The sequence below is a fragment of the Mumia sp. zg.B17 genome (assembly GCF_019550915.1).
Classification (GTDB): domain Bacteria; phylum Actinomycetota; class Actinomycetes; order Propionibacteriales; family Nocardioidaceae; genus Mumia.
Genome location: NZ_JAHWCI010000005.1, coordinates 48,642 through 70,860, shown reverse-complemented (window position 1 = coordinate 70,860; position 22,219 = coordinate 48,642). Strand labels below are relative to the sequence as shown.

The window sequence follows — 22,219 nt, the reverse complement described above, 5'->3', positions numbered from 1 at the left end:
GACACTCCCGGGGCGGACCCGCTAGACTGGCGGCGGTGAATCACTCGACTCCGTCCGGCGGTGTGTCGCAAGATGCAGCGTCGGGCACCCCGGTACGCGTGCGGCCTGTCCGTACTTGCATCGGGTGCCGAGCTCGAGTCGACAAGACCGATCTGGTTCGGGTCGTGGCTGTTCACGGTGAGACGAGCATCAGCGTCACGCCTGACCTCCGCGGTTCAGCACCGGGACGTGGGGCGCACCTGCACCCCGATGTCACGTGCCTCGAACGAGCAACCCAGCGCAAGGCGTTCGCGCGGGCCCTCCGGGTGGAGGGGCCGATCGACACCGGTCCGCTGGAGGCCTACGTCCGAGGAACGACCAGACCGACACAGCCCGCACCGCTCACCGGCGGTGCATAGACAGAAGTGGAGCACACGCTCATGAGCCCTCGATGAGTTTCGTTCGATGAGCATGCACATCAACTAAGCGGTCTGTGCCCCACCGGGCTCGGATCGCCCTTGAAGGAGAGAAGTGGCAAAGGTCCGAGTCCATGAGCTCGCTAAAGAGCTCGGAGTCACCAGCAAGGACGTCCTGTCGGCACTGAACGACATGGGCGAGTACGTCCGTTCAGCCTCGTCGACCGTCGAGGCACCGGTCATCCGTCGCCTCACCGAGAAGTACGGCGACCAGTTCCGCACCCAGGGTGCGAAGAAGACTTCCAAGAAGGCCGCGCCGACGGCCGACGCCGGCTCGGCCGCTCCCGCGGCCACCCCTGCCCCGCGACGGGCAGCAACGCCCGGTGCACCCATGCCAGGTCCGCGCAGGAAGCCCGAGGCTCCCGCAGCCGAGGCTCCCGTGGTGGAGACGCCCGCCGCAGCTGCGCCGGCCGCTCCCGCAGCACCCGAGGCGCCGGCGGCCCCCGCCGCGCCGCAGGCACCTGCGGCTCCCGCCGGTCCCAAGCCCGGTGGTCCGCGTCCTGCCCCGCGTCCCGCACCCCGCGCCGAGGCTCCGGCCGCGCGTTCCGAGGCCCCGCGCCCCGGTGGCGCTCCGGCCCCGCGCCCGGGTGGCGGCGGTCGTCCCGGTCCGCGTCCTGGCGGCAACGCCGGTGGTGCCGGTCGACCCGGTGGTGGCCCGCGTCCGGGCAACAACCCGTTCTCGTCGACCCAGGGCATGCAGCGCCCGGGTCGTGGCGAGGGTGGCGGCGGCGGTGCCACTGGTGGCACCCGCGAGGGTGCGCCGCGCGAGGGCCAGCGTGAAGGCGCCCCGCGTCCTGGCATGCCCCCCCGTCCGCCGGCCTCGCGCGACGGTGCTCCCGCGCCGCGTCCGGGCATGCCGCGCCCCAACCCGGCGATGATGCCCAAGCAGAGCTCGGTCGGCGGTCCCGCACGTGGTGGTGGTGCGGGCGGTCGTGGCCGTGGTGCTCCGGCGGGTGCCGGTCGCCCCGGTGGCGGCGGCGGTCGTCCCGGTGGACCCGGTGGCGGCGCAGGCGGCGGCGGCGGCCCTCGTCCCGGCGGCTTCGCCGGTGGCGGCGGACGTCCGGGCCCCGGTCGCGCTGGTCGCGGTGGCACTCAGGGTGCGTTCGGTCGCGCGGGTGGACCCGTTCGTCGTGGACGCAAGAGCAAGCGCGCGAAGCGTCAGGAATTCGACCAGATGCAGGCGCCGTCGGTCGGGGGTGTCCGCGTCCGCAAGGGTGACGGGCAGACCATCCGTCTGTCCCGTGGCGCGTCGCTGACCGACTTCGCCGAGAAGATCGGCGCTGACGCGGCGTCGCTCGTCCAGGTGCTGTTCGCGCTCGGCGAGATGGTCACCGCGACGCAGTCGGTCAACGACGAGATCCTGCAGATCCTCGGCGATGAGCTGAACTACGACGTTCAGGTCGTCTCCCCCGAGGACGAGGACCGCGAGCTGCTCGAGTCGTTCCAGATCGAGTTCGGCAACGACGAGGGTGACGAGACCGACCTCACCGCGCGTCCGCCGGTGGTTACTGTCATGGGTCACGTCGACCACGGCAAGACCAAGCTGCTCGACGCCATCCGCTCGGCCAACGTGGTCGACAAGGAGGCCGGCGGCATCACGCAGCACATCGGCGCCTACCAGGTGGCGACCGAGGTGGACGGCACAGAGCGCCGCATCACCTTCATCGACACACCGGGCCACGAGGCGTTCACCGCCATGCGTGCCCGTGGTGCGCAGGCGACCGACATCGCGGTGCTGGTGGTCGCGGCCGACGACGGCGTCATGCCGCAGACGGTCGAGGCGCTCAACCACGCGAAGGCGGCCGGCGTGCCGATCGTGGTCGCGGTCAACAAGATCGACAAGCCCGACTCCGACCCGACCAAGGTGCGCGGACAGCTCACCGAGTACGGCCTGGTGCCCGAGGAGTACGGCGGTGACACGATGTTCGTCGACGTCTCCGCGAAGTCGCAGCTCAACATCGAGGGTCTGCTCGAGTCCATCGTGCTGACCGCTGACGCGTCGCTCGACCTGCGTGCCAACCCGCACCAGGCAGCAGAGGGCATCGCGATCGAGGCACACCTCGACCGTGGTCGTGGCCCGGTGGCCACCGTCCTGGTCCAGCGCGGCACGCTCAAGGTGGGCGACTCGATGGTCGCCGGCCCCGCCTACGGCCGCGTCCGCGCCATGCTCGACGAGCACGGCGACCCGGTCAGCCAGGCGGACCCGTCTCGTCCTGTCCTCGTGCTCGGCCTGACGGCCGTGCCGGGTGCCGGTGACAACTTCATGGTCGTCTCCGACGACCGGATGGCCCGGCAGATCGCCGAGAAGCGTGAGGCGCGTGAGCGCAACGCCGCTCTCGCGCAGCGTGCCGGCCGCCGGACGCTCGAGGACTTCATGCAGCACATGGAGAAGGGCGAGACCGACGAGCTGCTCCTCATCCTCAAGGGTGATGGTTCCGGCTCGGTGGAGGCGCTCGAGGATGCCCTGAGCAAGATCGACGTCGGTGACGACGTGGCGCTGCGGGTCATCGACCGTGGTGTCGGTGCGATCACCGAGACCAACGTGATGCTGGCGGCCGCGTCCAACGCCGTGATCATCGGCTTCAACGTGCGTCCGCAGGGCAAGGCGACCGAGGTCGCCGACCGCGAGGGTGTCGACATCCGCTACTACTCGGTCATCTACCAGGCGATCGACGAGATCGAGGCGGCGCTCAAGGGCATGCTCAAGCCCGAGTTCGAGGAGGCCCAGCTCGGCCGTGCGGAGATCCGCCAGATCTTCCGCTCGTCCAAGATCGGCAACATCGCGGGCTGCATGGTCACCTCCGGCTCGATCCGCAGGAACTCCAAGGCCCGGCTGCTGCGTGACGGCGCCGTGGTCGCGGACAACCTGGACCTCTCCAGCCTGCGGCGTGAGCGCGACGACGTCACCGAGGTCCGTGAGGGCTTCGAGTGTGGTCTGACGCTCAAGGGATTCAACGACATCAAGATCGGCGACATCGTCGAGACGTTCGAGATGCGGGAGATCCCTCGGGCCTGACGCCTGACGGTCATGACTGAACGAGGCGGGGTGCTGCGGACAGCGGCGCCCCGCCTCTCGTTTCGAAAAGGAGTTCGTGATGGGAAGCATGCGCGTCAACAAGGTCGCCGACCGGGTGAAGGTCATCGTGGCGGAGATGCTGGAGCGCCGGGTCAAGGATCCGCGGATCGGCTTCGTGACGGTCACCGACGTCCGCGTCACCGGCGACACCCAGCATGCGACCGTGTTCTACACGGTGATGGGTGACGCCGATGAGCTGGAGGGCACGGCCGCCGCGCTGGAGAGTGCCAAGGGCCTCATCCGGTCCGAGGTGGGCAAGCAGCTCGGCATGCGGCACACGCCGTCGCTGGAGTTCGTGCGCGACGCCGTCCCGGAGAACGCACGTCAGATCGAGGACCTGCTGACCCGGGCCCGCGAGCGCGACGCCAGGGTCGCCGAGAAGGCTGCTCGCGCGGAGTACGCCGGTGACGCCGACCCGTACAAGGCGAAGGCCGAGGAGCTCGAGGAGCAGGTCGCCCTCGAGGATCAGGCTCCCCGGATCGACCGCGACCCCGAGGCGTGAGCCCCGCCGAGCCGCCGACCGGCCTGGTGGTCGTCGACAAGCCTGCGGGCCTGACGTCGCACGACGTGGTGGCACGGGTCCGGCGGCTGGCGGGGACGCGCAAGGTCGGCCACGCCGGCACGCTCGACCCGATGGCGACCGGCGTGCTGGTCCTCGGGGTCGGTCGGGCCACGCGTCTGCTCGGGCACGTCTCGGGCCACGACAAGGATTACGAGGCGACCGTTCGGCTCGGCGCGACGACGGTGACCGACGACGCCGAGGGTGAGGTCGTCGCGACGGCGGACGCCTCGGGGCTCGACCTCGAGGCGGTCCGTACGGCTGCACTCCCGCTGGTCGGGGAGATCGACCAGGTCCCGTCGGCTGTGTCGGCGATCAAGGTCGACGGCCGCCGGGCCTACGCGAGGGTCCGCGCCGGTGAGGAGGTGGACCTGCCGGCCCGCCGGGTGACCGTCGAGCGGTTCGACCTGCTCGACCTGCGCCCGGGGGAGGGGAGCACGGTCGACGTCGATGCCCGCGTCACGTGCTCGAGCGGCACCTATGTCCGAGCGCTTGCTCGCGACCTGGGGGCGTCGCTCGGTGTCGGCGGACATCTCACGGCGCTGCGCCGTACCCGCGTCGGCGGCTTCGGCATCGACGTCGCGCGCACGCTCGACCAGCTCGCGGAGGAGCTCGTGGTGGTCTCGCTCGAGGACGCCGCCCGGTTGGCGTTCCCGTCGGTCGACCTCGACGCCGAGCAGGCGCGGATCGTCCGGCACGGCCGGGCTCTGACGTCGTACGATCTCGGCGCGCGGGGGCCCGTCGCGGTGTTCGACCCTGGTGGTGCTTTCCTGGCGTTGTACGAGCAGCGGGGGGCCGACGCTCGTTCGGTCGCGGTGTTCGTGGGCTGATACGAGCAGTGAGACGTCGTTCACGGCGGTGAGCCCCTAGTCTGTGGTGCATGGTGACGGTCCTGCGGGTCGCACTCTGGGTGGTGGCGATCTGGTTCGTCCTGATCGTCGTGGTGGCAGCCGTCCTGACGGCGATCGACACCCACCGCAAGCGCCGGGTCGACGACACCGCGGAGGTGACGTTCCCGCGCCTTCCTCCGATCTCGGAGAAGCTCGGCGACTCCACCGTCACCGTCTACACCTACGGCCACGACCTCTTCGACGCGATGCTTGCGGAGATCAGGGGCGCGCAGCACGAGATCCACCTCGAGTCCTACATCTGGAAGGGCGACTCCCTCGGCGAGGAGTTCAAGCGCGAGCTGGTCGCCGCCGCGGAGCGCGGCGTCAAGGTCCATGTCATCTACGACGTCTTCGCGAACCTGGTGGTCAAGCGGTCGTTCAAGAAGTTCCCACCGTCGGTGCAGGTGATGCGGCACCCATGGTTCAGCCCGTGGATCTTCCTGCTGCGGATCCGCAAGACCGGGCGTGACCACCGCAAGATCCTGGTCGTGGACCGCAACGTCGGGTTCGTCGGGGGCTACAACATCGGCGCCGACTACGCGAGCAAGTGGCGCGACACCCACCTGCGGGTCGAGGGGCCCCACACCTGGGAGCTCAACAACGCGTTCGTCGACTTCTGGAACGCCCACCGCAGGACCGAGCAGCCAGAGCTGCTGGACACCGGTGACATCGACTGGGAGCCGCGGTTCCGCGCCCACCGCAACGCCCCGCTCCACCTGTCGTTCCCGATCCGCAACATGTACCTCGACGCCATCGACCGTTCGAGCGTCCGGGTCTGGATCACCCAGGCCTACTTCATCCCCGACCGCGACGTCCTCGCCGCTCTCCTGCGAGCAGCCGCACGCGGCGTCGACGTCCGCGTGATCGTGCCGGAGATCTCCAACCACGTGCTGTGCGACTGGCTGTCGCGCGGGTTCTACTCCCAGCTGCTGCGTGGTGGGGTCAAGATCCTCCTGTTCCAGGGTGCGATGGTGCACGCCAAGACCGCCACCGTGGACGGTCGCTGGTCGACGATCGGCACCGCCAACATCGACCGGCTCAGCCTGACCGGCAACTACGAGGTCAACGCGGAGATCATCGACGAGGCGATCGCGGCGATGATGGAGCGCATCTTCGAGAACGACACCTCCGCCACGCGCGAGCTCACCGTCGACGAGTGGTCTCGCCGGCGCGCGATGGCGCGCTTCAGCGAAGCCGTCCTCGTGCCGCTCCGCCCGCTGCTCTAGCCGTCTCACCCCGAATCCGGACGGAAGGCGGCTCGGCCGGGGGGACAGGCGGGAGCCTCGACCGTGGTCCGTGGCACAGTTGCCCTGTGAACGTGTGGCGAGCGATCGACGGTGCGGCGACGGAGTCCCGCAGCACACCCAGTGTGGCCACCATCGGCGTGTTCGACGGCGTCCACGCGGGTCACCGGCGTGTGCTGGCGCGAGCCCGCACCCTGGCGGCGGAGATCGGGTCGTCGCGGGCCCCGGTCGTGGCCGTGACCTTCGATCCTCACCCCACCGCCGTCTTCGCCCCGGATCGAGCGCCCCGGATGCTCACCACCGTGCCGCAGCGGCTCGAGCTGCTGCGCGCTGCGGGAGCGGACGAGGTGCGGGTGCTGGCCTTCGGGCCCGAGATGGCGGCGTGGAGTCCCGAGGAGTTCGTCGAGCGCATCCTGGTGTCCGAGCTCCGGGCCGAGGGCGTCGTCGTGGGCGACAACTTCACGTACGGCACCAAGGCCGCGGGTGACGTCTCCACGCTCGTCGCCAGCGGCCACGAGCACGGTTTCGTCGCCGAGGGTGTCGACCTCGACGGCGCTCGTGACATCGTCTACTCCTCCACCTACGTGCGCGGGCTGATCGCGGACGGGGACGTCTCCGACGCCGCGCGCGTCCTCGAGCGGCCGCACAGCATCCGCGGCGTGGTCGTCGAGGGCGACAAGCGGGGCCGGGCGATGGGGTTCCCGACCGCGAACGTCCTCCCGCCGGCCGGCTACGCGGTGCCCGCCGACGGCGTCTACGCGGGGTGGCTCCGCCGCTGCGACGACGAGGGTGAGCCGCTGCCCGCCGCGATCAGCGTGGGCTCCAACCCCACGTTCGACGGGGTGCAGCGCCGCGTCGAGTCCTACGTCCTGGACCGGGACGACCTGGAGCTGTACGGCGTCGAGGTCGAGGTGTCGTTCGTGGCTCGGATCCGCGGCCAGGTGCGGTTCGACGGGATGGACGCGTTGGTCCAGCGGATGCACCGCGACGTCGCCGAGGTCCGCGACGCGCTGCAGCCGCACTGACCGGACACGCGGGTCCAGACCCGGTTGTAGGTTGAACGTGTGCCCGACCTCGTCGAGCCGTCGCTGCCCCGCGGGACGCTGAGCGACCGGCCACAACCGATCTTCACGCTCACGGAGCTCACGATCCGGCCGTGGCGCCCGACCGATGCAGACGCGTTGGCCGCCGCGTACGAGGACGCGGAGATCCAGCGGTGGCACGTGCGCTCCCTGAGCACGACGGAGGCGACGAGGTGGATCGGTGCAGCGGCACGCCACTGGGCCACCGACGTCGGTGGGCAGTGGGCGGTCGTCGACGACCCCGACACCCTCCTCGGGCGGGTCGGCATCAGGGGCGTCGACCTGAGCGACGGGTGCGCCGAGCTGGGCTACTGGACCGTCGCCGCTGCCCGGGGCCGAGGGGTGGCCACCCTGGCGGTCGACCGCGTCGCGGCGTGGCTCCTGGACCTCGGGTTCCACCGCCTTGAGATCGAGCACGCGGTCAGCAACGTGTCGTCCTGCCGGGTCGCACAGAGAGCGCGGTTCAGTCTGGAAGGAACGCGGTGCTCGGCAGCCCTGCACGCGGACGGGTGGCACGACATGCACGTGCACACCCGCTTCGCCGATCTCGGGCCTGGCCCGGCCCATGACTCGCCGCGTTGATCCGTACGGTGTGACTGGCGGCGGACCTCAGTGCGTGTGCGCGGTGGTCGGCGTCGGAGGCGCCGTCGCCGTGTCCGACCCCTGACCGGGCGGGACCACGACGAACTGCCCCATCGCTCCGGAGTCCTCGTGGCGCAGGAGGTGGCAGTGGAACATGTAGGGGGCGCCTCCGGGCGCGCCGCTCGCGCCGGGCGGCAGGTCGAACCGGACCGCGAGACGGACGGGATCCCCGGGTCGCACCGGGACGGTGTCCTTCCACCCACGCTCGTCGACGGGGGGCGTCCTCCCGCCCACGCTGACCACGCGGAACTGCACGTCGTGGACGTGGAAGTTGTGGAGCCCGCCGTCGCCGGACGAGACGTCCCAGATCTCGGTGCTCCCGTCCTCGACCTGCGCGTCGATCCGGCCCATGTCCATGCGTCGACCGTTGATGGCGTTGCTGCTCACCTGGAACGTCCGCGTGCGTACGGCGTCCGAGGGATCGACGTCGGGAGGTGGCGCCAGCCGGCGGGGGAGCGGGGGCGACGGGTCGAGCCGGTCCGCCGCGCGGAGCTCGAGGACGTCGAGGCGGTCGTCGTCGCCGGTGAAGCGGCTCCCGCCGCCGAACCGGTCGGGGAGGGGCTCGCTGCGCAGCACGGTTCGGTCGCCCGGCTCCATCGTGACGACGATCTCGGCGCGCTCACCCGGCGTCAGGACGATCTGGTCGAGGGAGACGGGCCTCTCGACGAGACCGCCGTCGGTGCCGACGAGCGCGAACTCACGGCGGTCGGAGAACGCGAAGGTGTAGGTCCTCGCGGTCGACGCGTTGAGCAGGCGGTAGCGGGTCCGCTGCGCTGTCACCTCGTCGTACGGCCCTGGCGTCCCGTTGACGAGGACCCGGTCACCCAACGCTCCCACCGAGCTGAACAGCGATTCCTGGTCGTCGATGCGGCCGTCGTCGTCGAGGCGCACGTCCTGCACGACGAGCGGGACGTCGTCGACCCCGTAGCGGTGGGGAAGGGCCGCGCCGACACGCCCGCCCGCGCTGTCGGCCGGGTCGTCCAGGAGGAACATCCCCGCGAGCCCGCGTCGTACGTGCGACGCCGTCGCCCCGTGGGGGTGGGGGTGGTACCACAGCGTCGTCGCCGGCTGGTCGATCACCCAGTGCGGTGACCAGGTCGTGCCGGGCTCGACCATCTGGTGCGGGCCGCCGTCCATCTCCGGGGGAAGGTGCATCCCGTGCCAGTGGACGGTGCTCGGCTCGCTGAGGCCGTTCGTGACCTCCACGCGCACCTTCTCGCCCCGCGTGGCGCGCAGCGTCGGGCCGAGGTAGGCGCCGGCGAAGCCCCAGGTCGGTGTCGGGCGCTCTCCACCGAGGTCGGACTCGCCCTCCTGCATCCGCAGGCTGAACACGCGCGTGCCGTCCGGCTCGACCCGCGACTCGGCCAACCGGGGGACCGCGAGGACACGGTCGAAGTCGACCTCGCCCACCGTGTCGACGCGGGCGTTCGCGAAGCTCACGGCGATCCACGTGCCGAGGCCACCGACGGCGAGGATAACGAGCAGCAGGAGGGAGCCGACGACGAGCAGCAACGTCCGGCGCACCGGACGGCGCCGGCGCGGCGTGGTGCTCGAGAGCGAGTCCTGCGTTGCGTCCATACCGACAGGCTCGGCCCTCCCGCGCCCCGGTCCCAAGCCTTTTGGCGAATGTCAGGGGCCGCTCCGGGTGGTCCCTGACGCCGTCCGCGACGCCCAGCTCAGGGCAGCGGGAACTCTCTGAGCTGCCGGCGCGAGGTGATGTCCAGCTTGCGGAAGATGCTGCGCAGGTGGGCTTCGATCGTGCGCGGGCTCAGGAAGAGCTGCACGGCGACTTCGCGGGAGGTCGCCCCCGTGGCTACGAGGCGCGCGATGTGCAGCTCCTGGTCGGTGAGGGAGTCGGCCGTCTGGACGGTGCGCTTGCGCGGATGCTCACCGGTGGCACGCAGCTCGCGGGCGGCACGCTCCGCGAACGCCTCGATCCCCATGTCCGTGAGCTGCTGATGGGCGATCCGTAGCTGCTCCCGCGCCTCCTGGCGGCGGCCCTCCCGCCGCAACCACTCGCCGTAGACGAGATGGGTACGAGCGAGGTAGCCGCCCATGCGGCTGCGCCGGAGCTGTTCGATCGCCTCGCGGTACTCGTCCTCGGCGCTCGATCCGGTGCTCGTGAGGGCCTGGGAGCGCGCTGCCATCCCGAGCGCCCAGCTCGTGCCGCTGGCACGCGCCCGGCACTGAAGCTGCTCCAGCGCAGAGGCGGCGTGCTCGGGATGACCGGCACGGACGGATGCTTCGATGAGCTCAGGGAGACTGGCGCTGCTGAGTGCGAGCTCAGGTGACTCGCACGCCCGTGACGCAGCCTCCCGCGCAGCCGAGTAGTTGCCCAGACCGTTGTGAAGTACTGCCAGCGCGTACTGCGCCTGGGAGGCGTCCGTACTTCCTTCGGGGTAGGCGGCGTCCTCGGCGGTGACGGCACTGAGCGCGATGGTCTCGGCCTCGTCGCCTCGCCAACCACCCAGAATGACCGGGGCGTGCCGGAGCTGGAGGCCGCCGGTGGCCTGAGTGATGGCCGTCGCCTCGGCGGCGAGCTCGCCCGCTCGGGTGAGCTCGCCCATCAGGACGGAGGCGATGGACATGAGATTCAGCGCGGCGGGCAGCGCTGCCAACGCACCGGCTTCTCGCGCCAGTGCGACGTTGCGGCTGGCCAGTGCGTGAAGCAGCTCGTCGTCGAGGATGGCCACCGCGTTGCGGCCGGCCAGCCACAACCAGCCGGCGTTCTGACGGTTCTGATCAGGATCGGTGTGCGGGCTGTCGCGAAACGACTCGAGGGCGCCCCGCAGCAGGGGCGCCCCTTCTGCGTACCCCTTCGTCAACGTCGTCGCGAGGCTGTCGAGAAGCAGATCCACCGGTCGCGGCGGTACCTCGGAGCGGGGAGCGGCCGAAGCCGCTGCAGCGATCTGCACGGCGTCGCCGCTCCCTGTGAGGACCGCCGCATCGAGCGCGTGCAGGTAGGTCTCGCGAGAGAGCGCGGGGTCGAGCGGGGCGAGCATCTCAGCCGCGTTCAGCAGCATCCCCGGCACGCCGTGGTCTCGCGTCAGGTGGAACGCGATCTGAGCACGCAGCAGGTCGAGGCGGGCGCGGGACAGGTCGCCCAGCGGCCCCGCCGCCGCGACCGCCAGCAGTGCCAGAGCAGCTTCGGTCGCACCAGCCTCGTGCTGCGCGTGGGCGCCCTCCAGCGCCCGCCGCGCGCGAGCGGCAGGCTCCGGCGTCAGCTCGGCTGCGCGCTGAAAGAAGGCGGCGGCAGCAGCCACGCCTCCGCGGTCGCGTGCTCGGTCGGCCGAGCGCTCCAGCTCCGCAGCCGCCTGCTCGTCGGTGCCCAGGACCGCCTGAGCCTGGTGCCAGGCGCGCCGGTCGGGGTCGGACAACGGGTCGGTGGCGGCCGCCAACGCTCCGTGGACGCGGCGGTGGTCAGGCGGAGTGGCGGACCGGTAGACCGCTGATCGCACCAGGGGATGACGAAAGCGCACCTGACCGTCGATCTCCAGCAAACCTGCGGTCTCGGCCGGTGCGGCCGCCTCGCGATCGAGCCCGAGCCGCGCCGCGGCGCGCCAGAGGAGCTCGACGTCACCGGTCGGATCGGCCGATGCGACCAACAGCAACCGCTGGGTGGCGACCGGCAACCCTGCGGAGCGCCGCTGGAAGCTGTCTTCGACACGGCGTGGAACGCCCCGCGCATCGGGCACCGCGAACCCGCCGGCCAGATGCGCGGCGTGGATGCCGTGGGGGAGCTCCAGCAGGGCGAGCGGGTTGCCGCGCGCCTCCGCGAAGATCCGCTCGGACACCGCATCGTCCAGCGGCGTGTGGACCGCGGTGGCCAACAACGATCGGGCTTCCATCTCGGACAGCCCTGCCAGGCGCAGCTCGGGCAGTCCGGCGAACCGATGATCGCTGTCCACGTCGGTGTCGCGCACCGCGAAGAGCAGCGCCACCCTGTCAGCGTCGACCCGGCGCGCAGCGAAGGCCAGGACCTGCGCGGATGCCTGGTCGAGCCACTGTGCATCGTCGATCAGGCACAGCAGCGGCGCCTTCTCGGCGGCGTCGGCCAGAAGGTTGAGGACGGCGAGCCCGACCAAGAACAGGTCCGGTGCGGCACCGGCCTGCTGTCCGAACGCCACGCGGAGTGCCGTCTGCTGCGGCTCGGGCAGCGCATCCACGCCGTCCAGCAGCGGCCCGCACAGCTGGTGCAGACCAGCGAAGGCGAACTGGGTCTCGGACTCCGCCCCCACACAGCACTCCACGCGGAACCCCAAGGGGACCGCGCGGTCGCGGGCATGCTGGACGAGCGCCGTCTTGCCGATGCCTGCTTCGCCACGCAGTACGAGTACGCCGCTGCGACCGGACAGGGCTTGGTCGAGCAGCTGTGTGACCGTTTCGCACTCCTCGCGCCGGCCCAGAAGCGTCGTCAGTGTGCACTCCCAGCGTCGTCACCTAGGTGGAGGTCTAGGTAATCCTTACCGATGCGAACGGGGCGCACCAGACCGGGTCGTCCTCCGTGGACGCGGAAAGGGCGAGCGGGTCGCCGCACGCGCGAGGACATCAGGGGCTTTCACTGACGCGAAGTGCCACCGGCCGCTGCGAGTCTGATGACCCGGCAAGAACCCCGAAATGAAAGATCCGCCATGTCCATCAGCCCCGTCATCGAGGTCGACAAACTGAGCATCACGTACGGCGACTTCACCGCCGTGCGGGATCTCTCGTTCCATGTCCAACACGGTGAGCTCTACGCCCTCCTCGGCACCAACGGAGCCGGCAAGACGTCCACCCTCGAAGTCGTCGAAGGCCACCGCCAGGCCACCGCCGGCAGCGTACGGATCTTCGGCGAACCCCCCACGAACCGTCGTGCAGTACGGCCTCGGATGGGGATCATGCTGCAGGAGAGCGGCTTCTCCCCGGATCTCACGGTGCGGGAGTCGGTGGGTCTCCTCGGCACGCTGAGCGGGAGGCACGACGACGTCGAGCGCGTCCTCGCCATCTCCGGCCTCACCCACAAGGCGGGCACCCAGGTCGCGCAGCTCTCCGGTGGGGAGAAGCGACGCCTCGACTTCGCTACCACCGTCTACGGCGGGCCCGAGCTCGTCATCCTCGACGAGCCGACGACCGGACTGGACATCCAGTCCCGTGATGCACTGTGGGCCGCGGTGGACCGCCTGCGCGAAGAGGGCTCCACGATCGTGCTCACCACCCACTACCTGGAGGAGGCGCAGCAGCGGGCGGACCGCATCGGCGTCATGCACCAGGGGACGTTGCGCAAGGAGGGAACGCTCGTCGAGCTGACCCGGAGTCTCCCGTCGGTCATCAGCTTCATCCTTCCTGCGGGCGCACCCGAGCCGCCGCTCTCCCTCGCCCACGCCGACGGGACGGTGCGCGTCGAGACGTTCGGGCTCCAGGAGGACCTCTATCGGTTGTTGGACTGGGCGCACGACGCCGGGGTGGAGCTGCAGGAGCTGCAGGCTGGTGCCACCCGCCTCGACGACGTCTTCCGTGCCCTCAGCAGCGAAACCACGACACCGACTCTCGAAAGGCCGCAGCATGTTGGCGATCGCGCGTAGTGAGCTGATCCAGATCTTCCGGAACCGGCTGGTCATGGTCACGGGCCTGATCATCCCGTTGGCCGTCGGTGGGCTCTTCGTCTACCGGCACGAGGCATTCGCCGACGGGGCCAGCCTCGGTTACATCGCGGCGATCGTGCTCTTCACGGTGATGGCCTTCGGCCTCTACACCACCGCGGTGACCACCCTGGCTTCGCGGCGACAGAACCTGTTCCTCAAACGGCTGCGTTCCACCGCAGCGAGCGACGCCGAGATCCTGACAGGGCTCGTGCTGCCGATCACCGTCATCGCGCTCGGGCAGACGGTCGCGATCCTGGTCGTCCTCGGGGTGGTGGCCACCGCGCCGGTCGACATCCCGATCCTCGTCGTGGCGATCCTCGCCATCGCCGCCATGATGGTCGGCCTGGCGCTGGCCACGACCGGACTCACGAACTCTCCGGAGCACGCCCAGGTGACGACCCTGCCGGTGAGCCTGGTCGTGATCGCCGTCGCGAGCTGGGTGGGGATCACGGGCCTCGAGGACCTTGCCGTGCTCAAGCGTCTGCTCCCCGGGGGCTCGGCCACCCAGCTGGTCGTCAACGCCTGGAACGGCGGTGTCCCGGTTGTCGAGTCGCTGCCGCTCCTGGCGCCCACGCTGGGCTGGGTCGTCGCTGCCTTCGCGCTGGCATCGCGGTACTTCCGATGGGAGCCGCGCCGATGAGCACACCTCGGGTGCTCGGTGGCCGCTACGTGCTGGGCGAGGTCGTCGGACGCGGCGGGACGGCCGACGTCCACCGAGGACACGATCTCCGCTCGGGCGGCCAGGTCGCCGTCAAGGTGTTCCGTACGCATCTCGCACACGATCCCCTGGTGCTCTCCAGGCTCCGGCGTGAAGCGCGCCTGGTGGCAGGGCTCTGCCACCCCGCGATCGTCGCTCTCCTCGACACCGGATGCGAGGAGGTCGTCGGTGGCGGGGAGGGCAACGTACGCGTCCCGTTCCTCGTCATGGAGTACGTCCCCGGCTGGTCGCTGCGGGACATGCTCAAGCGCGGTGGCGTCTCGCTCGAGCGGGCGATCCGGTATCAGCTCGGGGTGCTCTCGGCACTGGAGTCCAGCCATCGGGCGGGCGTCGTCCACCGCGACATCAAGCCGGCCAACGTGATGATCACGCCGTCCGGCGCCGTCAAGGTCGTCGACTTCGGGATCGCGCGCGACAGTGGTGATCCGACCGCGACGATCACCCACGACCGGGCGTTCATGGGGACTCCCGTCTACCTCTCGCCGGAGCAGGCCCGCGGCGAGGTCGCGGACGTCCGCAGCGATCTGTACTCGGCGGGTTGCCTGTTCTACGAGATGCTGACCGGGCGGCCGCCCTTCGTCGCGGACGACCCGGTCTCTGTCGCCTACCAGCACGTCCACGAAGAACCACCGCGAATCACCGCCTACGACCACTCGCCGGCGCTCGGAGCCGTACTCGTCAAAGCACTCGCCAAAGCGCGAGAGGACCGTTTCCAGAGCGCCCGGGCGTTCGCGGATGCGCTCCAGTCAGCAGCGAAGGGCCTCATCGGCCACAAGGAAGGGAACGCATCATGGGCTTCATCACCGTCGGCAACGAGAACAGCACCCCGATCGAGCTGTACTACCAGGATCAGGGCACGGGACAGCCTGTCGTCCTCATCCACGGCTATCCGCTGAACGGTGACAGCTGGGAGAAGCAGACCCGCGAGCTGCTCGACCTCGGCTACCGCGTCATCACCTACGACCGTCGTGGGTTCGGCCGGTCCTCCAAGGTCGCCACCGGCTACGACTACGACACCTTCGCTGCCGACCTGAACGCCGTGCTCGAGACGCTCGACCTGCACGAGGTCATCCTGGTCGGGTTCTCGATGGGCACCGGTGAGCTCGCCCGCTATGTGGCGACGTACGGGACCGACCGCGTCGCGAGGCTTGCGTTCCTCGCCTCCCTCGAACCGTTTCTCGTGCAACGCGACGACAACCCCGAAGGCGTCCCGCAGGCGGTGTTCGACGGCATCATGGACGCGGCGAAGGCCGACCGGTACGCCTGGTTCACCCAGTTCTACGGAGACTTCTACAACCTCGACGAGAACCTTGGGTCGCGGATCAGCGAGGAAGTCGTCCGGGCGAGCTGGAACATCGCGGTCGGCAGTGCCCCCGTCGCGGCGTACGCGGTGGTCCCCAGCTGGATCGAGGACTTCCGAGGTGACGTCGCCGCGGTCCGCGACGCTGCTCTGCCGACGTTGATCCTCCACGGCACCGCCGACAACATCCTGCCGATCGATGCCACGGGTCGGCGATTCCGAGACCTTGTTCCGGACGCCGAGTACGTCGAGGTGGAAGGTGCGCCGCACGGTCTGTTGTGGACACATGCCGACGAGGTCAACGCCGCCCTTCGTACCTTCCTCGGCTGAGCGCTCGTGCGGTCACCGATCCCCGACTACCTCGCTGAGGCGCTCTCTCACGTCGTCTCGAACACGTCCGGCGCGCCGGCCGGGTACATCCCCGAGCTCGCCACGGCGGACCCTCGGTGTCTCGCCGCGGTCTTCGCCACCGTCGACGGCGAGGTCTACGGCGCCGGTGATGTCGACGCCCCGTTCACCATCCAATCGATCTCCAAGCCGTTCGTCTACGCGCTGGCCCTCGCCGATCGAGGCTTCGACGCGGTCCTGGACAAGGTCGGCGTCGAGCCATCCGGGGAGGCATTCAACGAGATCTCCCTCGAACCCGACTCCGGGCGTCCGCTCAACCCCATGATCAATGCCGGTGCGATCACCGCTCACTCACTGACCGGGCCCGAAGGAGCCGACCCCGCGGGGCGTATGGCGCGCGTGGTCAGCGGGCTCTCGGCGTTCGCCGGCCGCCGGCTGGAGACCGACGAGTCGGTGTGGGCGTCGGAGATGGAGCACGCGCACCGCAACCTGGCCATCGGGCACATGCTCCGCAGCCACGACATCCTCACCGATGATCCGCACACCGTCGTCGAGGGCTACACCCGCCAGTGCTCCCTGCTGGTCTCTGCCCGCGATCTCGCCGTGATGGCCGCGACCCTGGCCAACGGGGGAGTCAACCCCAGCTCGGGGGAGCGGGTCGTGCCTTCGCCGGTGGTCCGTCAGGTCCTCAGCGTCATGTCCACCTGCGGGATGTACGACGCCGCCGGTGACTGGGCCACCCAGGTCGGCATCCCGGCGAAGAGCGGGGTGGCGGGCGGGCTCATCGGTGCCCTTCCTGGTCAGATCGGCATCGCGACGTTCTCACCCCGGTTGGACCCGCACGGGAACAGCGTGCGCGGGGTGTCGCTGTTCGAACGGTTCTCGTCCGACATGGGCCTGCATCTGATGGAGGTTCCGCCCGCTGCTCGCGCGGTCGTACGGTCCAACCACGTCGTCGGTGCCGGGCAGGATGCGGTCCGGGTTCTCCAGCTTCAGGGCGGGATCCGCTTCGCCGGGGCCGAGAGGGTCGTACGAGAAGCCGTCGAAACCGTACGTGCCGAGTCGAGGGTCGCACTGGACCTCACCATGGTCTCGTCGATCGACGACGTGGCCCGGCGCATGCTGCTGGAGGTTGCGCGGCGGCTCACGCTCGAGGGTCGTCATGTATACCTCGTCGACCCGGACTCGATCCTTCCCGACCCAGACCCTGGAGACGGCGGCCAGGTCGTCGTCGTCGCCGACCTCGACGAGGTCGCCGGGGTCGGCGACGATCGCTGACGCGACCGGTCAGCCCCGGTCGAAGTCGTCGTCGAGAGCGACCTCCCAGGCCTGCTCCACCTGGTCGGCCTCGGCGGCATCCGCGTCGGGGTCGACCTCGTCGACGTCCACCCGGGGCGTGGGATCCAGCTCCGGGTCCGGTGTCAGACGCTCCTCCGGCCCGTCGTCGTCGAGCGGGGCTTCGGTATCGTAGGACTCGCTCTCGAAGTCAGACATGCGCCACCTCCGTCGTCGGATACCTCCGATGGTGCGTCAGCCCCGCCGACAGCACAACTGCCGGCAGGCGTCCGGATTGGGGATGGGTCGCGGCCGCTGATACGCTGGACGTTGCCGTCAGATCGGCCACGGATCCAGAGTGCCCGGGTGAACATGCCCCGGCGCGCCGTGCAACGACCAAAGGAGACCGCGTGAGCGCGACCAAGACGTACACCCCTGCCGAGATCAAGGACGTCGACCGCAAGGACATCATCGCGGAGTTCGCGACGACCGAGGGCGACACCGGTTCTCCGGAGGTCCAGGTCGCTCTCCTGACGGCGCGCATCGCGCACCTGACGGAGCACCTCAAGACGCACAAGCACGACCACCACAGCCGGCGCGGCCTGCTGCTGATGGTCGGCCAGCGTCGCCGCCTCCTGAACTACCTCCAGAAGAACGACATCGCCCGCTACCGAAGCCTCATCGAGCGCCTCGGCCTGCGCCGTTGATCATGAGACGAGCGGCCCCTCCGCCAAGGACGGGCCGCTCGTCTCATCGTTCCTGACCACAACTCCACATCGCACGACCGCAAGCAGACGGAGCAGCACACGGGGCGACGCTCGGTCCTCGGTAGTGGCCCGCGGATGGCGCTGTACGACACCTCGTACGCCGCACTTCGCGGACCTCGATCGAAGACCGGCGCCCCCGGGGCCGATGGCGCACCCAGACGGTGCGCACGCCCGCTCGCGTGACTGCTCCGCGAGACGCACGCGCAGGATGCGCGTGAGAAAGGGGTACCCATGACGGGACCCGAGATCCACTCCACCACTGCTGTCATCGACAACGGCCGCTTCGGCAAGCGGGAGATCCGCTTCGAGACCGGTGTGCTGGCTCGCCAGGCCGGCGGTGCTGTCACCGCCTTCCTCGACGACGACACGATGCTGCTGTCGACGACGACCGCTGGGAAGCACCCGAAGGACCACTTCGACTTCTTCCCGCTCACGGTCGACGTCGAGGAGCGCATGTACGCCGCGGGTCGCATCCCCGGCTCGTTCTTCCGGCGTGAGGGACGGCCGAGCGAGGACGCGATCCTCACCTGCCGCCTCATCGACCGCCCGCTGCGCCCGACCTTCAAGAAGGGTCTGCGCAACGAGGTGCAGGTCGTCATCACCGTGATGGCACTCAACCCCGACGTCGCCTACGACGTCCTCGCGATCAACGCCGCGTCGGCTTCGACGCAGATCTCGGGCCTGCCGTTCTCCGGCCCCATCGGTGGCGTGCGGGTCGCGCTCATCGACGGCCAGTGGGTCGCGTTCCCGAAGCACTCCGAGCTCGAGAACGCCGTGTTCGACATGGTCGTCGCGGGCCGCATCGCCGGTGACGACGTCGCGATCATGATGGTCGAGGCCGAGTCGACCGAGGTCACGTGGGAGCTCGTCCGCGGCGGCGCCACCGCGCCGACCGAGGAGATCGTGGCCGAGGGCCTCGAGGCTTCCAAGCCGTTCATCCGCACGCTGTGCGAGGCGCAGGCCGCGCTCGCCGCGTCGGCAGCCAAGCCGGTGCAGGAGTTCCCGGTCTTCCTCGACTACCAGGACGACGCCTACGACGCGGTCGAGGCGGCTGCCTCCGAGGACCTGCGTCAGGCGCTCACCATCGCCGGCAAGGCGGAGCGCGAGGAGCGTCTCGACGCCATCAAGGCCGACGTCCTCGACAAGCTCGGCGAGCAGTTCGAGGGTCGCGAGAAGGAGCTCGGCGCGGCTGTCCGTGCGGTCACCAAGAAGCTCGTCCGCCAGCGCGTGCTCACCGACAAGATCCGCATCGACGGTCGCGGACTCGCCGACATCCGTACGCTGCACGCCGAGGTCGGCACGATCCCGCGCGTCCACGGCTCGGCGCTGTTCGAGCGCGGCGAGACGCAGATCCTCGGCGTCACGACGCTCAACATGCTGACGATGGAGCAGAAGCTCGACACGCTCTCGCCCGAGCGCGCCCGTCGCTACCTGCACAACTACAACTTCCCGCCGTACTCGACCGGTGAGACCGGTCGTGTCGGTTCGCCGAAGCGGCGCGAGGTCGGTCACGGCGCCCTCGCCGGCCGTGCGCTCATGCCGGTGCTGCCGGCTCGCGAGGAGTTCCCCTACGCGATCCGTCAGGTCTCCGAGGCGCTCAGCTCCAACGGCTCCACCTCGATGGGCTCGGTCTGCGCCTCGACGATGGCGCTGCTCAACGCCGGTGTGCCGCTGCGCGCCCCGGTCGCGGGCATCGCGATGGGTCTGATCTCGGGCGAGGTCGACGGCAAGACGGAGTTCGTCACGCTGACCGACATCCTCGGCGCCGAGGATGCCTACGGCGACATGGACTTCAAGGTCGCCGGCACGCGCGAGTTCGTCACCGCCCTGCAGCTCGACACCAAGCTCGACGGGATCCCGGCGTCGGTGCTCGCAGGTGCGCTGACCCAGGCTCGCGACGCGCGGTTCACGATCCTCGACGTCATGAACGAGGCCATCTCGACTCCGGACGAGATGTCGCTCTACGCGCCGCGGATCATCACGATCCACATCCCGGTCGACAAGATCGGTGAGGTGATCGGCCCCAAGGGCAAGGTCATCAACCAGATCCAGGACGACACGGGTGCGCAGATCACGCTCGAGGACGACGGCACCGTCTACGTCGGCGCAGAGTCGGGCGAGGCAGCAGAGGCCGCCCGTGCGGCGATCAACGCCATCGCCAACCCGACGATGCCCGAGATCGGCGAGCGCTACCTCGGCACGGTCGTCAAGACGACCAACTTCGGTGCGTTCGTCTCGCTGATGCCGGGCAAGGACGGCCTGCTGCACATCAGCAAGCTGCGTGACCTCAACGACGGCAAGCGTGTCGAGAACGTCGACGACGTCGTCAAGGTCGGCCAGAAGGTCATGGTCTCCATCGCCGAGATCGACGACCGCGGCAAGCTGTCGCTGATCCCCGTCGTGGAGGGCTCGTCCGCGGACGAGGCTCCCGCCGAGGGCGCGGACACCGCCGCGAAGGCCGACAGCGCTTCGTGACCGTCCTGCTCGACCCGGACCAGAGCCCGGGCACCACACGCACCCTCCTGACCGAAGGCGGACTCGTCCGCCGGACGGTCCTCAAGGGTGGGCTGCGTGTGGTGACCGAGGCCATGCCGGGCGTGCGGACGGCCACCATCGGCATCTGGGTCGGGGTCGGGTCTCGCGACGAGGCCCCGACCCTGTCCGGTGCGTCGCACTTCCTGGAGCACCTGCTCTTCAAGGGGACGAGCACGCGCTCGGCCCTGGACATCTCCGCCGCCCTCGACGCGGTCGGTGGAGAGATGAACGCCTTCACCGGCAAGGAGTACACGTGCTACCACGCACGCGTCCTCGACGACGATCTGCCGCTGGCCGTCGACGTGCTCGCCGACATGGTGACCGACTCGCTCATCACCACCGAGGACGTCGAGGCTGAGCGCGACGTCATCCTCGAAGAGATCGCCATGAACGAGGACGACCCGGACGACGTCGTCCACAACCTGGCGACGTCGCTCGCCTGGGGACCCACGCCGCTCGGTCGCCCGGTCGCCGGTGACCCCGGCACGATCCGCGAGCTGACACGCCCGCAGATCCTGCGTTACTACCGCCGCCGCTACGTGCCGTCGGCGATGGTGGTCTCCGTCGCCGGCAACGTCGACCACGAGCGGGTCGTCGAGCAGGTCGCGCAGGCGTTCGGCCGGGTGCTCGCCATCGCCGGTGACGCCGGTCCCGCCGCCGTCCGCAGGGGCGGCGGCCGTACGCGGTTCCGGCGCGCTCGCGGCCTCGTGGCCCGGCCGACCGAGCAGGCCAACGTCGTCGCGGCGCTGCCCGGCGTGCAGCGCGGAGACGACCGCCGGCACGCTCTCGGCGTGGTCAACGCGGTGCTCGGAGGGGGCATGTCCTCCCGCCTGTTCCAAGAGATCCGCGAGAAGCGCGGCCTCGCGTACTCGGTCTACTCGTTCGGCGCCAGCTATGCCGACGCCGGCATGCTCGGCGTCTACGCGGGGTGCGCGCCGGGCAAGCTCGGCGACGTGCTCAAGGTCGTCCGCGACGAGCTCGGCACGTTCGCCGAGCGCGGACCGACCGCCGAGGAGCTCGAGCGCGGCAAGGGACAGCTCAAGGGGAGCGTGGTGCTCGGGCTCGAGGACCCCGCCTCGCGGATGAGCCGCATCGCCAAGGCCGACCTCCTCCACGGCGAGCTGGCCGGCATCGACGACCTGCTCGCCAGCATCGACGCCGTGACGCTCGACGACGCGCGCGAGGTGGCCCGGATGTTCGCCGGCAAACCCGCCCTCGCGGTGGTCGGCCCGTTCGAGTCGCTGGACGACCTGGACTGACCTGGCGCGGCCACCGCAGCGTCAGGCGTGCCCTGCTACCAGCTGCGTACCCGCCCGACCGCGACGCGCAGCGTGGTCGAGTAGGACTCCGCGAAGGACTCCGCCGTGGAGCCGAGCCCGGAGATCTGGTTGCCGTACTTGCCGGTGTAGGCGGCCCACGTCTCGTCCGGCATGGTCTCCTCGATGGTCGCCGTCCCGTTGAGGACGACGACGTCGTTGCCTGCGCGGTCGCTGTTGAGGTTGAGCGCGACGTGCGGATTGGCGGCGAGGTGCGCGATCTTGGCGCCCTCGGGCCGGCTCCGGATCCACAGCGCGCCGTCGTGCCAGACGAACCAGACGGGTGTGGGTGTCGGCTCCCCGGCCGCGTTCACGGTCGTCAGCCAGACGACGAGGTCCTCGGCCAGGCGTTCGGCGACCGCGGCGGGGATCGTGGGAGCGACGCTCATGG

The 22,219-nt window shown here is 70.1% G+C and carries 19 protein-coding genes; 15 read left to right on the top strand and 4 right to left on the bottom strand.

Annotation, left to right across the window (positions count from 1 at the left end; genetic code table 11):
* The first annotated feature begins 35 nt into the window (after nucleotides 1-35).
* The 7 genes from KV097_RS05955 (at nucleotide 36) to KV097_RS05925 (ending at nucleotide 7,888) form a co-directional block, all read left to right on the top strand.
* Nucleotides 36-398, top strand: coding sequence for a YlxR family protein (locus tag KV097_RS05955; RefSeq protein WP_308289356.1), 363 nt, complete (start codon nucleotides 36-38; stop codon nucleotides 396-398).
* A gap of 112 nt (nucleotides 399-510) precedes the next feature.
* Entirely contained in the window at nucleotides 511-3,471 is a 2,961-nt protein-coding gene (gene infB, locus KV097_RS05950) for a translation initiation factor IF-2 (protein WP_220346952.1), read from the top strand.
* A gap of 79 nt (nucleotides 3,472-3,550) precedes the next feature.
* Nucleotides 3,551-4,033, top strand: a complete 483-nt coding sequence (gene rbfA / locus KV097_RS05945; protein WP_220341330.1) for a 30S ribosome-binding factor RbfA — start codon at nucleotides 3,551-3,553, stop codon at nucleotides 4,031-4,033.
* The gene (gene truB / locus KV097_RS05940; RefSeq protein WP_220365360.1) at nucleotides 4,030-4,920 is read left to right on the top strand and encodes a tRNA pseudouridine(55) synthase TruB; all 891 of its coding nucleotides are present in this window, start codon (nucleotides 4,030-4,032) and stop codon (nucleotides 4,918-4,920) included. The genes rbfA and truB overlap by 4 nt, the downstream gene beginning before the upstream one ends.
* 50 nt (nucleotides 4,921-4,970) lie before the next feature.
* Complete coding sequence (locus KV097_RS05935; RefSeq protein ID WP_220341332.1) at nucleotides 4,971-6,206, top strand: phosphatidylserine/phosphatidylglycerophosphate/cardiolipin synthase family protein; 1,236 nt, start codon at nucleotides 4,971-4,973, stop codon at nucleotides 6,204-6,206.
* Nucleotides 6,207-6,292: 86 nt separating this feature from the next.
* Nucleotides 6,293-7,249, top strand: coding sequence for a bifunctional riboflavin kinase/FAD synthetase (locus tag KV097_RS05930; RefSeq protein WP_308289355.1), 957 nt, complete (start codon nucleotides 6,293-6,295; stop codon nucleotides 7,247-7,249).
* A gap of 39 nt (nucleotides 7,250-7,288) precedes the next feature.
* Complete coding sequence (locus tag KV097_RS05925; RefSeq protein WP_220365359.1) at nucleotides 7,289-7,888, top strand: GNAT family N-acetyltransferase; 600 nt, start codon at nucleotides 7,289-7,291, stop codon at nucleotides 7,886-7,888.
* A gap of 27 nt (nucleotides 7,889-7,915) precedes the next feature.
* On the opposite strand, the gene KV097_RS05920 is transcribed toward KV097_RS05925, so the two are convergent.
* Nucleotides 7,916-9,526 (bottom strand): multicopper oxidase family protein, encoded by a 1,611-nt coding sequence (locus tag KV097_RS05920; protein WP_220365358.1) that lies wholly within the window; start codon nucleotides 9,524-9,526, stop codon nucleotides 7,916-7,918.
* Between the two features lie 98 nt (nucleotides 9,527-9,624).
* Nucleotides 9,625-12,354 carry an AAA family ATPase gene (locus KV097_RS05915; protein ID WP_255559294.1) on the bottom strand — a complete coding sequence of 910 codons (2,730 nt, stop codon included), beginning with the start codon at nucleotides 12,352-12,354 and terminating at the stop codon, nucleotides 9,625-9,627.
* A 225-nt stretch (nucleotides 12,355-12,579) separates the two neighbouring features.
* On the opposite strand from KV097_RS05915, the gene KV097_RS05910 reads away from it, so the two are divergent.
* Genes KV097_RS05910 through KV097_RS05890 form a run of 5 tightly spaced genes read left to right on the top strand, consistent with a single transcriptional unit; the run spans nucleotide 12,580 to nucleotide 17,213 of the window.
* Nucleotides 12,580-13,509, top strand: a complete 930-nt coding sequence (locus tag KV097_RS05910; RefSeq protein ID WP_220365356.1) for an ABC transporter ATP-binding protein — start codon at nucleotides 12,580-12,582, stop codon at nucleotides 13,507-13,509.
* The gene (locus KV097_RS05905) at nucleotides 13,490-14,209 is read left to right on the top strand and encodes an ABC transporter permease (RefSeq protein ID WP_220346959.1); all 720 of its coding nucleotides are present in this window, start codon (nucleotides 13,490-13,492) and stop codon (nucleotides 14,207-14,209) included. Before KV097_RS05910 ends, KV097_RS05905 begins: the two co-directional genes overlap by 20 nt.
* On the top strand, nucleotides 14,206-15,183 hold the full coding sequence (locus tag KV097_RS05900) for a protein kinase (RefSeq protein WP_255559255.1): 978 nt from the start codon (nucleotides 14,206-14,208) through the stop codon (nucleotides 15,181-15,183). The genes KV097_RS05905 and KV097_RS05900 overlap by 4 nt, the downstream gene beginning before the upstream one ends.
* A complete protein-coding gene (locus KV097_RS05895; protein ID WP_220365354.1) occupies nucleotides 15,078-15,917 on the top strand; it encodes an alpha/beta fold hydrolase in 840 nt (279 codons plus the stop codon). Before KV097_RS05900 ends, KV097_RS05895 begins: the two co-directional genes overlap by 106 nt.
* 6 nt (nucleotides 15,918-15,923) lie before the next feature.
* On the top strand, nucleotides 15,924-17,213 hold the full coding sequence (locus tag KV097_RS05890; protein ID WP_220365353.1) for a glutaminase: 1,290 nt from the start codon (nucleotides 15,924-15,926) through the stop codon (nucleotides 17,211-17,213).
* Between the two features lie 9 nt (nucleotides 17,214-17,222).
* On the opposite strand, the gene KV097_RS05885 is transcribed toward KV097_RS05890, so the two are convergent.
* A complete protein-coding gene (locus tag KV097_RS05885; protein ID WP_220341341.1) occupies nucleotides 17,223-17,429 on the bottom strand; it encodes a hypothetical protein in 207 nt (68 codons plus the stop codon).
* 224 nt (nucleotides 17,430-17,653) lie between these two features.
* Here KV097_RS05885 and rpsO point away from each other — a divergent pair, with 224 nt between their 5' ends.
* The 3 genes from rpsO to KV097_RS05870 all read left to right on the top strand — a co-directional run bounded on the left by rpsO (nucleotide 17,654) and on the right by KV097_RS05870 (nucleotide 21,771).
* Nucleotides 17,654-17,917, top strand: coding sequence for a 30S ribosomal protein S15 (gene rpsO / locus KV097_RS05880; RefSeq protein WP_220342470.1), 264 nt, complete (start codon nucleotides 17,654-17,656; stop codon nucleotides 17,915-17,917).
* Nucleotides 17,918-18,208: 291 nt separating this feature from the next.
* Complete coding sequence (locus KV097_RS05875; RefSeq protein ID WP_220341342.1) at nucleotides 18,209-20,452, top strand: polyribonucleotide nucleotidyltransferase; 2,244 nt, start codon at nucleotides 18,209-18,211, stop codon at nucleotides 20,450-20,452.
* Nucleotides 20,449-21,771 (top strand): pitrilysin family protein, encoded by a 1,323-nt coding sequence (locus KV097_RS05870; RefSeq protein WP_220346964.1) that lies wholly within the window; start codon nucleotides 20,449-20,451, stop codon nucleotides 21,769-21,771. The genes KV097_RS05875 and KV097_RS05870 overlap by 4 nt, the downstream gene beginning before the upstream one ends.
* 35 nt (nucleotides 21,772-21,806) lie before the next feature.
* Here KV097_RS05870 and KV097_RS05865 read toward each other — a convergent pair whose 3' ends face one another.
* Nucleotides 21,807-22,217: a TIGR03667 family PPOX class F420-dependent oxidoreductase gene (locus KV097_RS05865; protein ID WP_220341344.1), complete on the bottom strand. Its 411-nt coding sequence runs from the start codon at nucleotides 22,215-22,217 to the stop codon at nucleotides 21,807-21,809.
* Nucleotides 22,218-22,219: the final 2 nt, after the last annotated feature.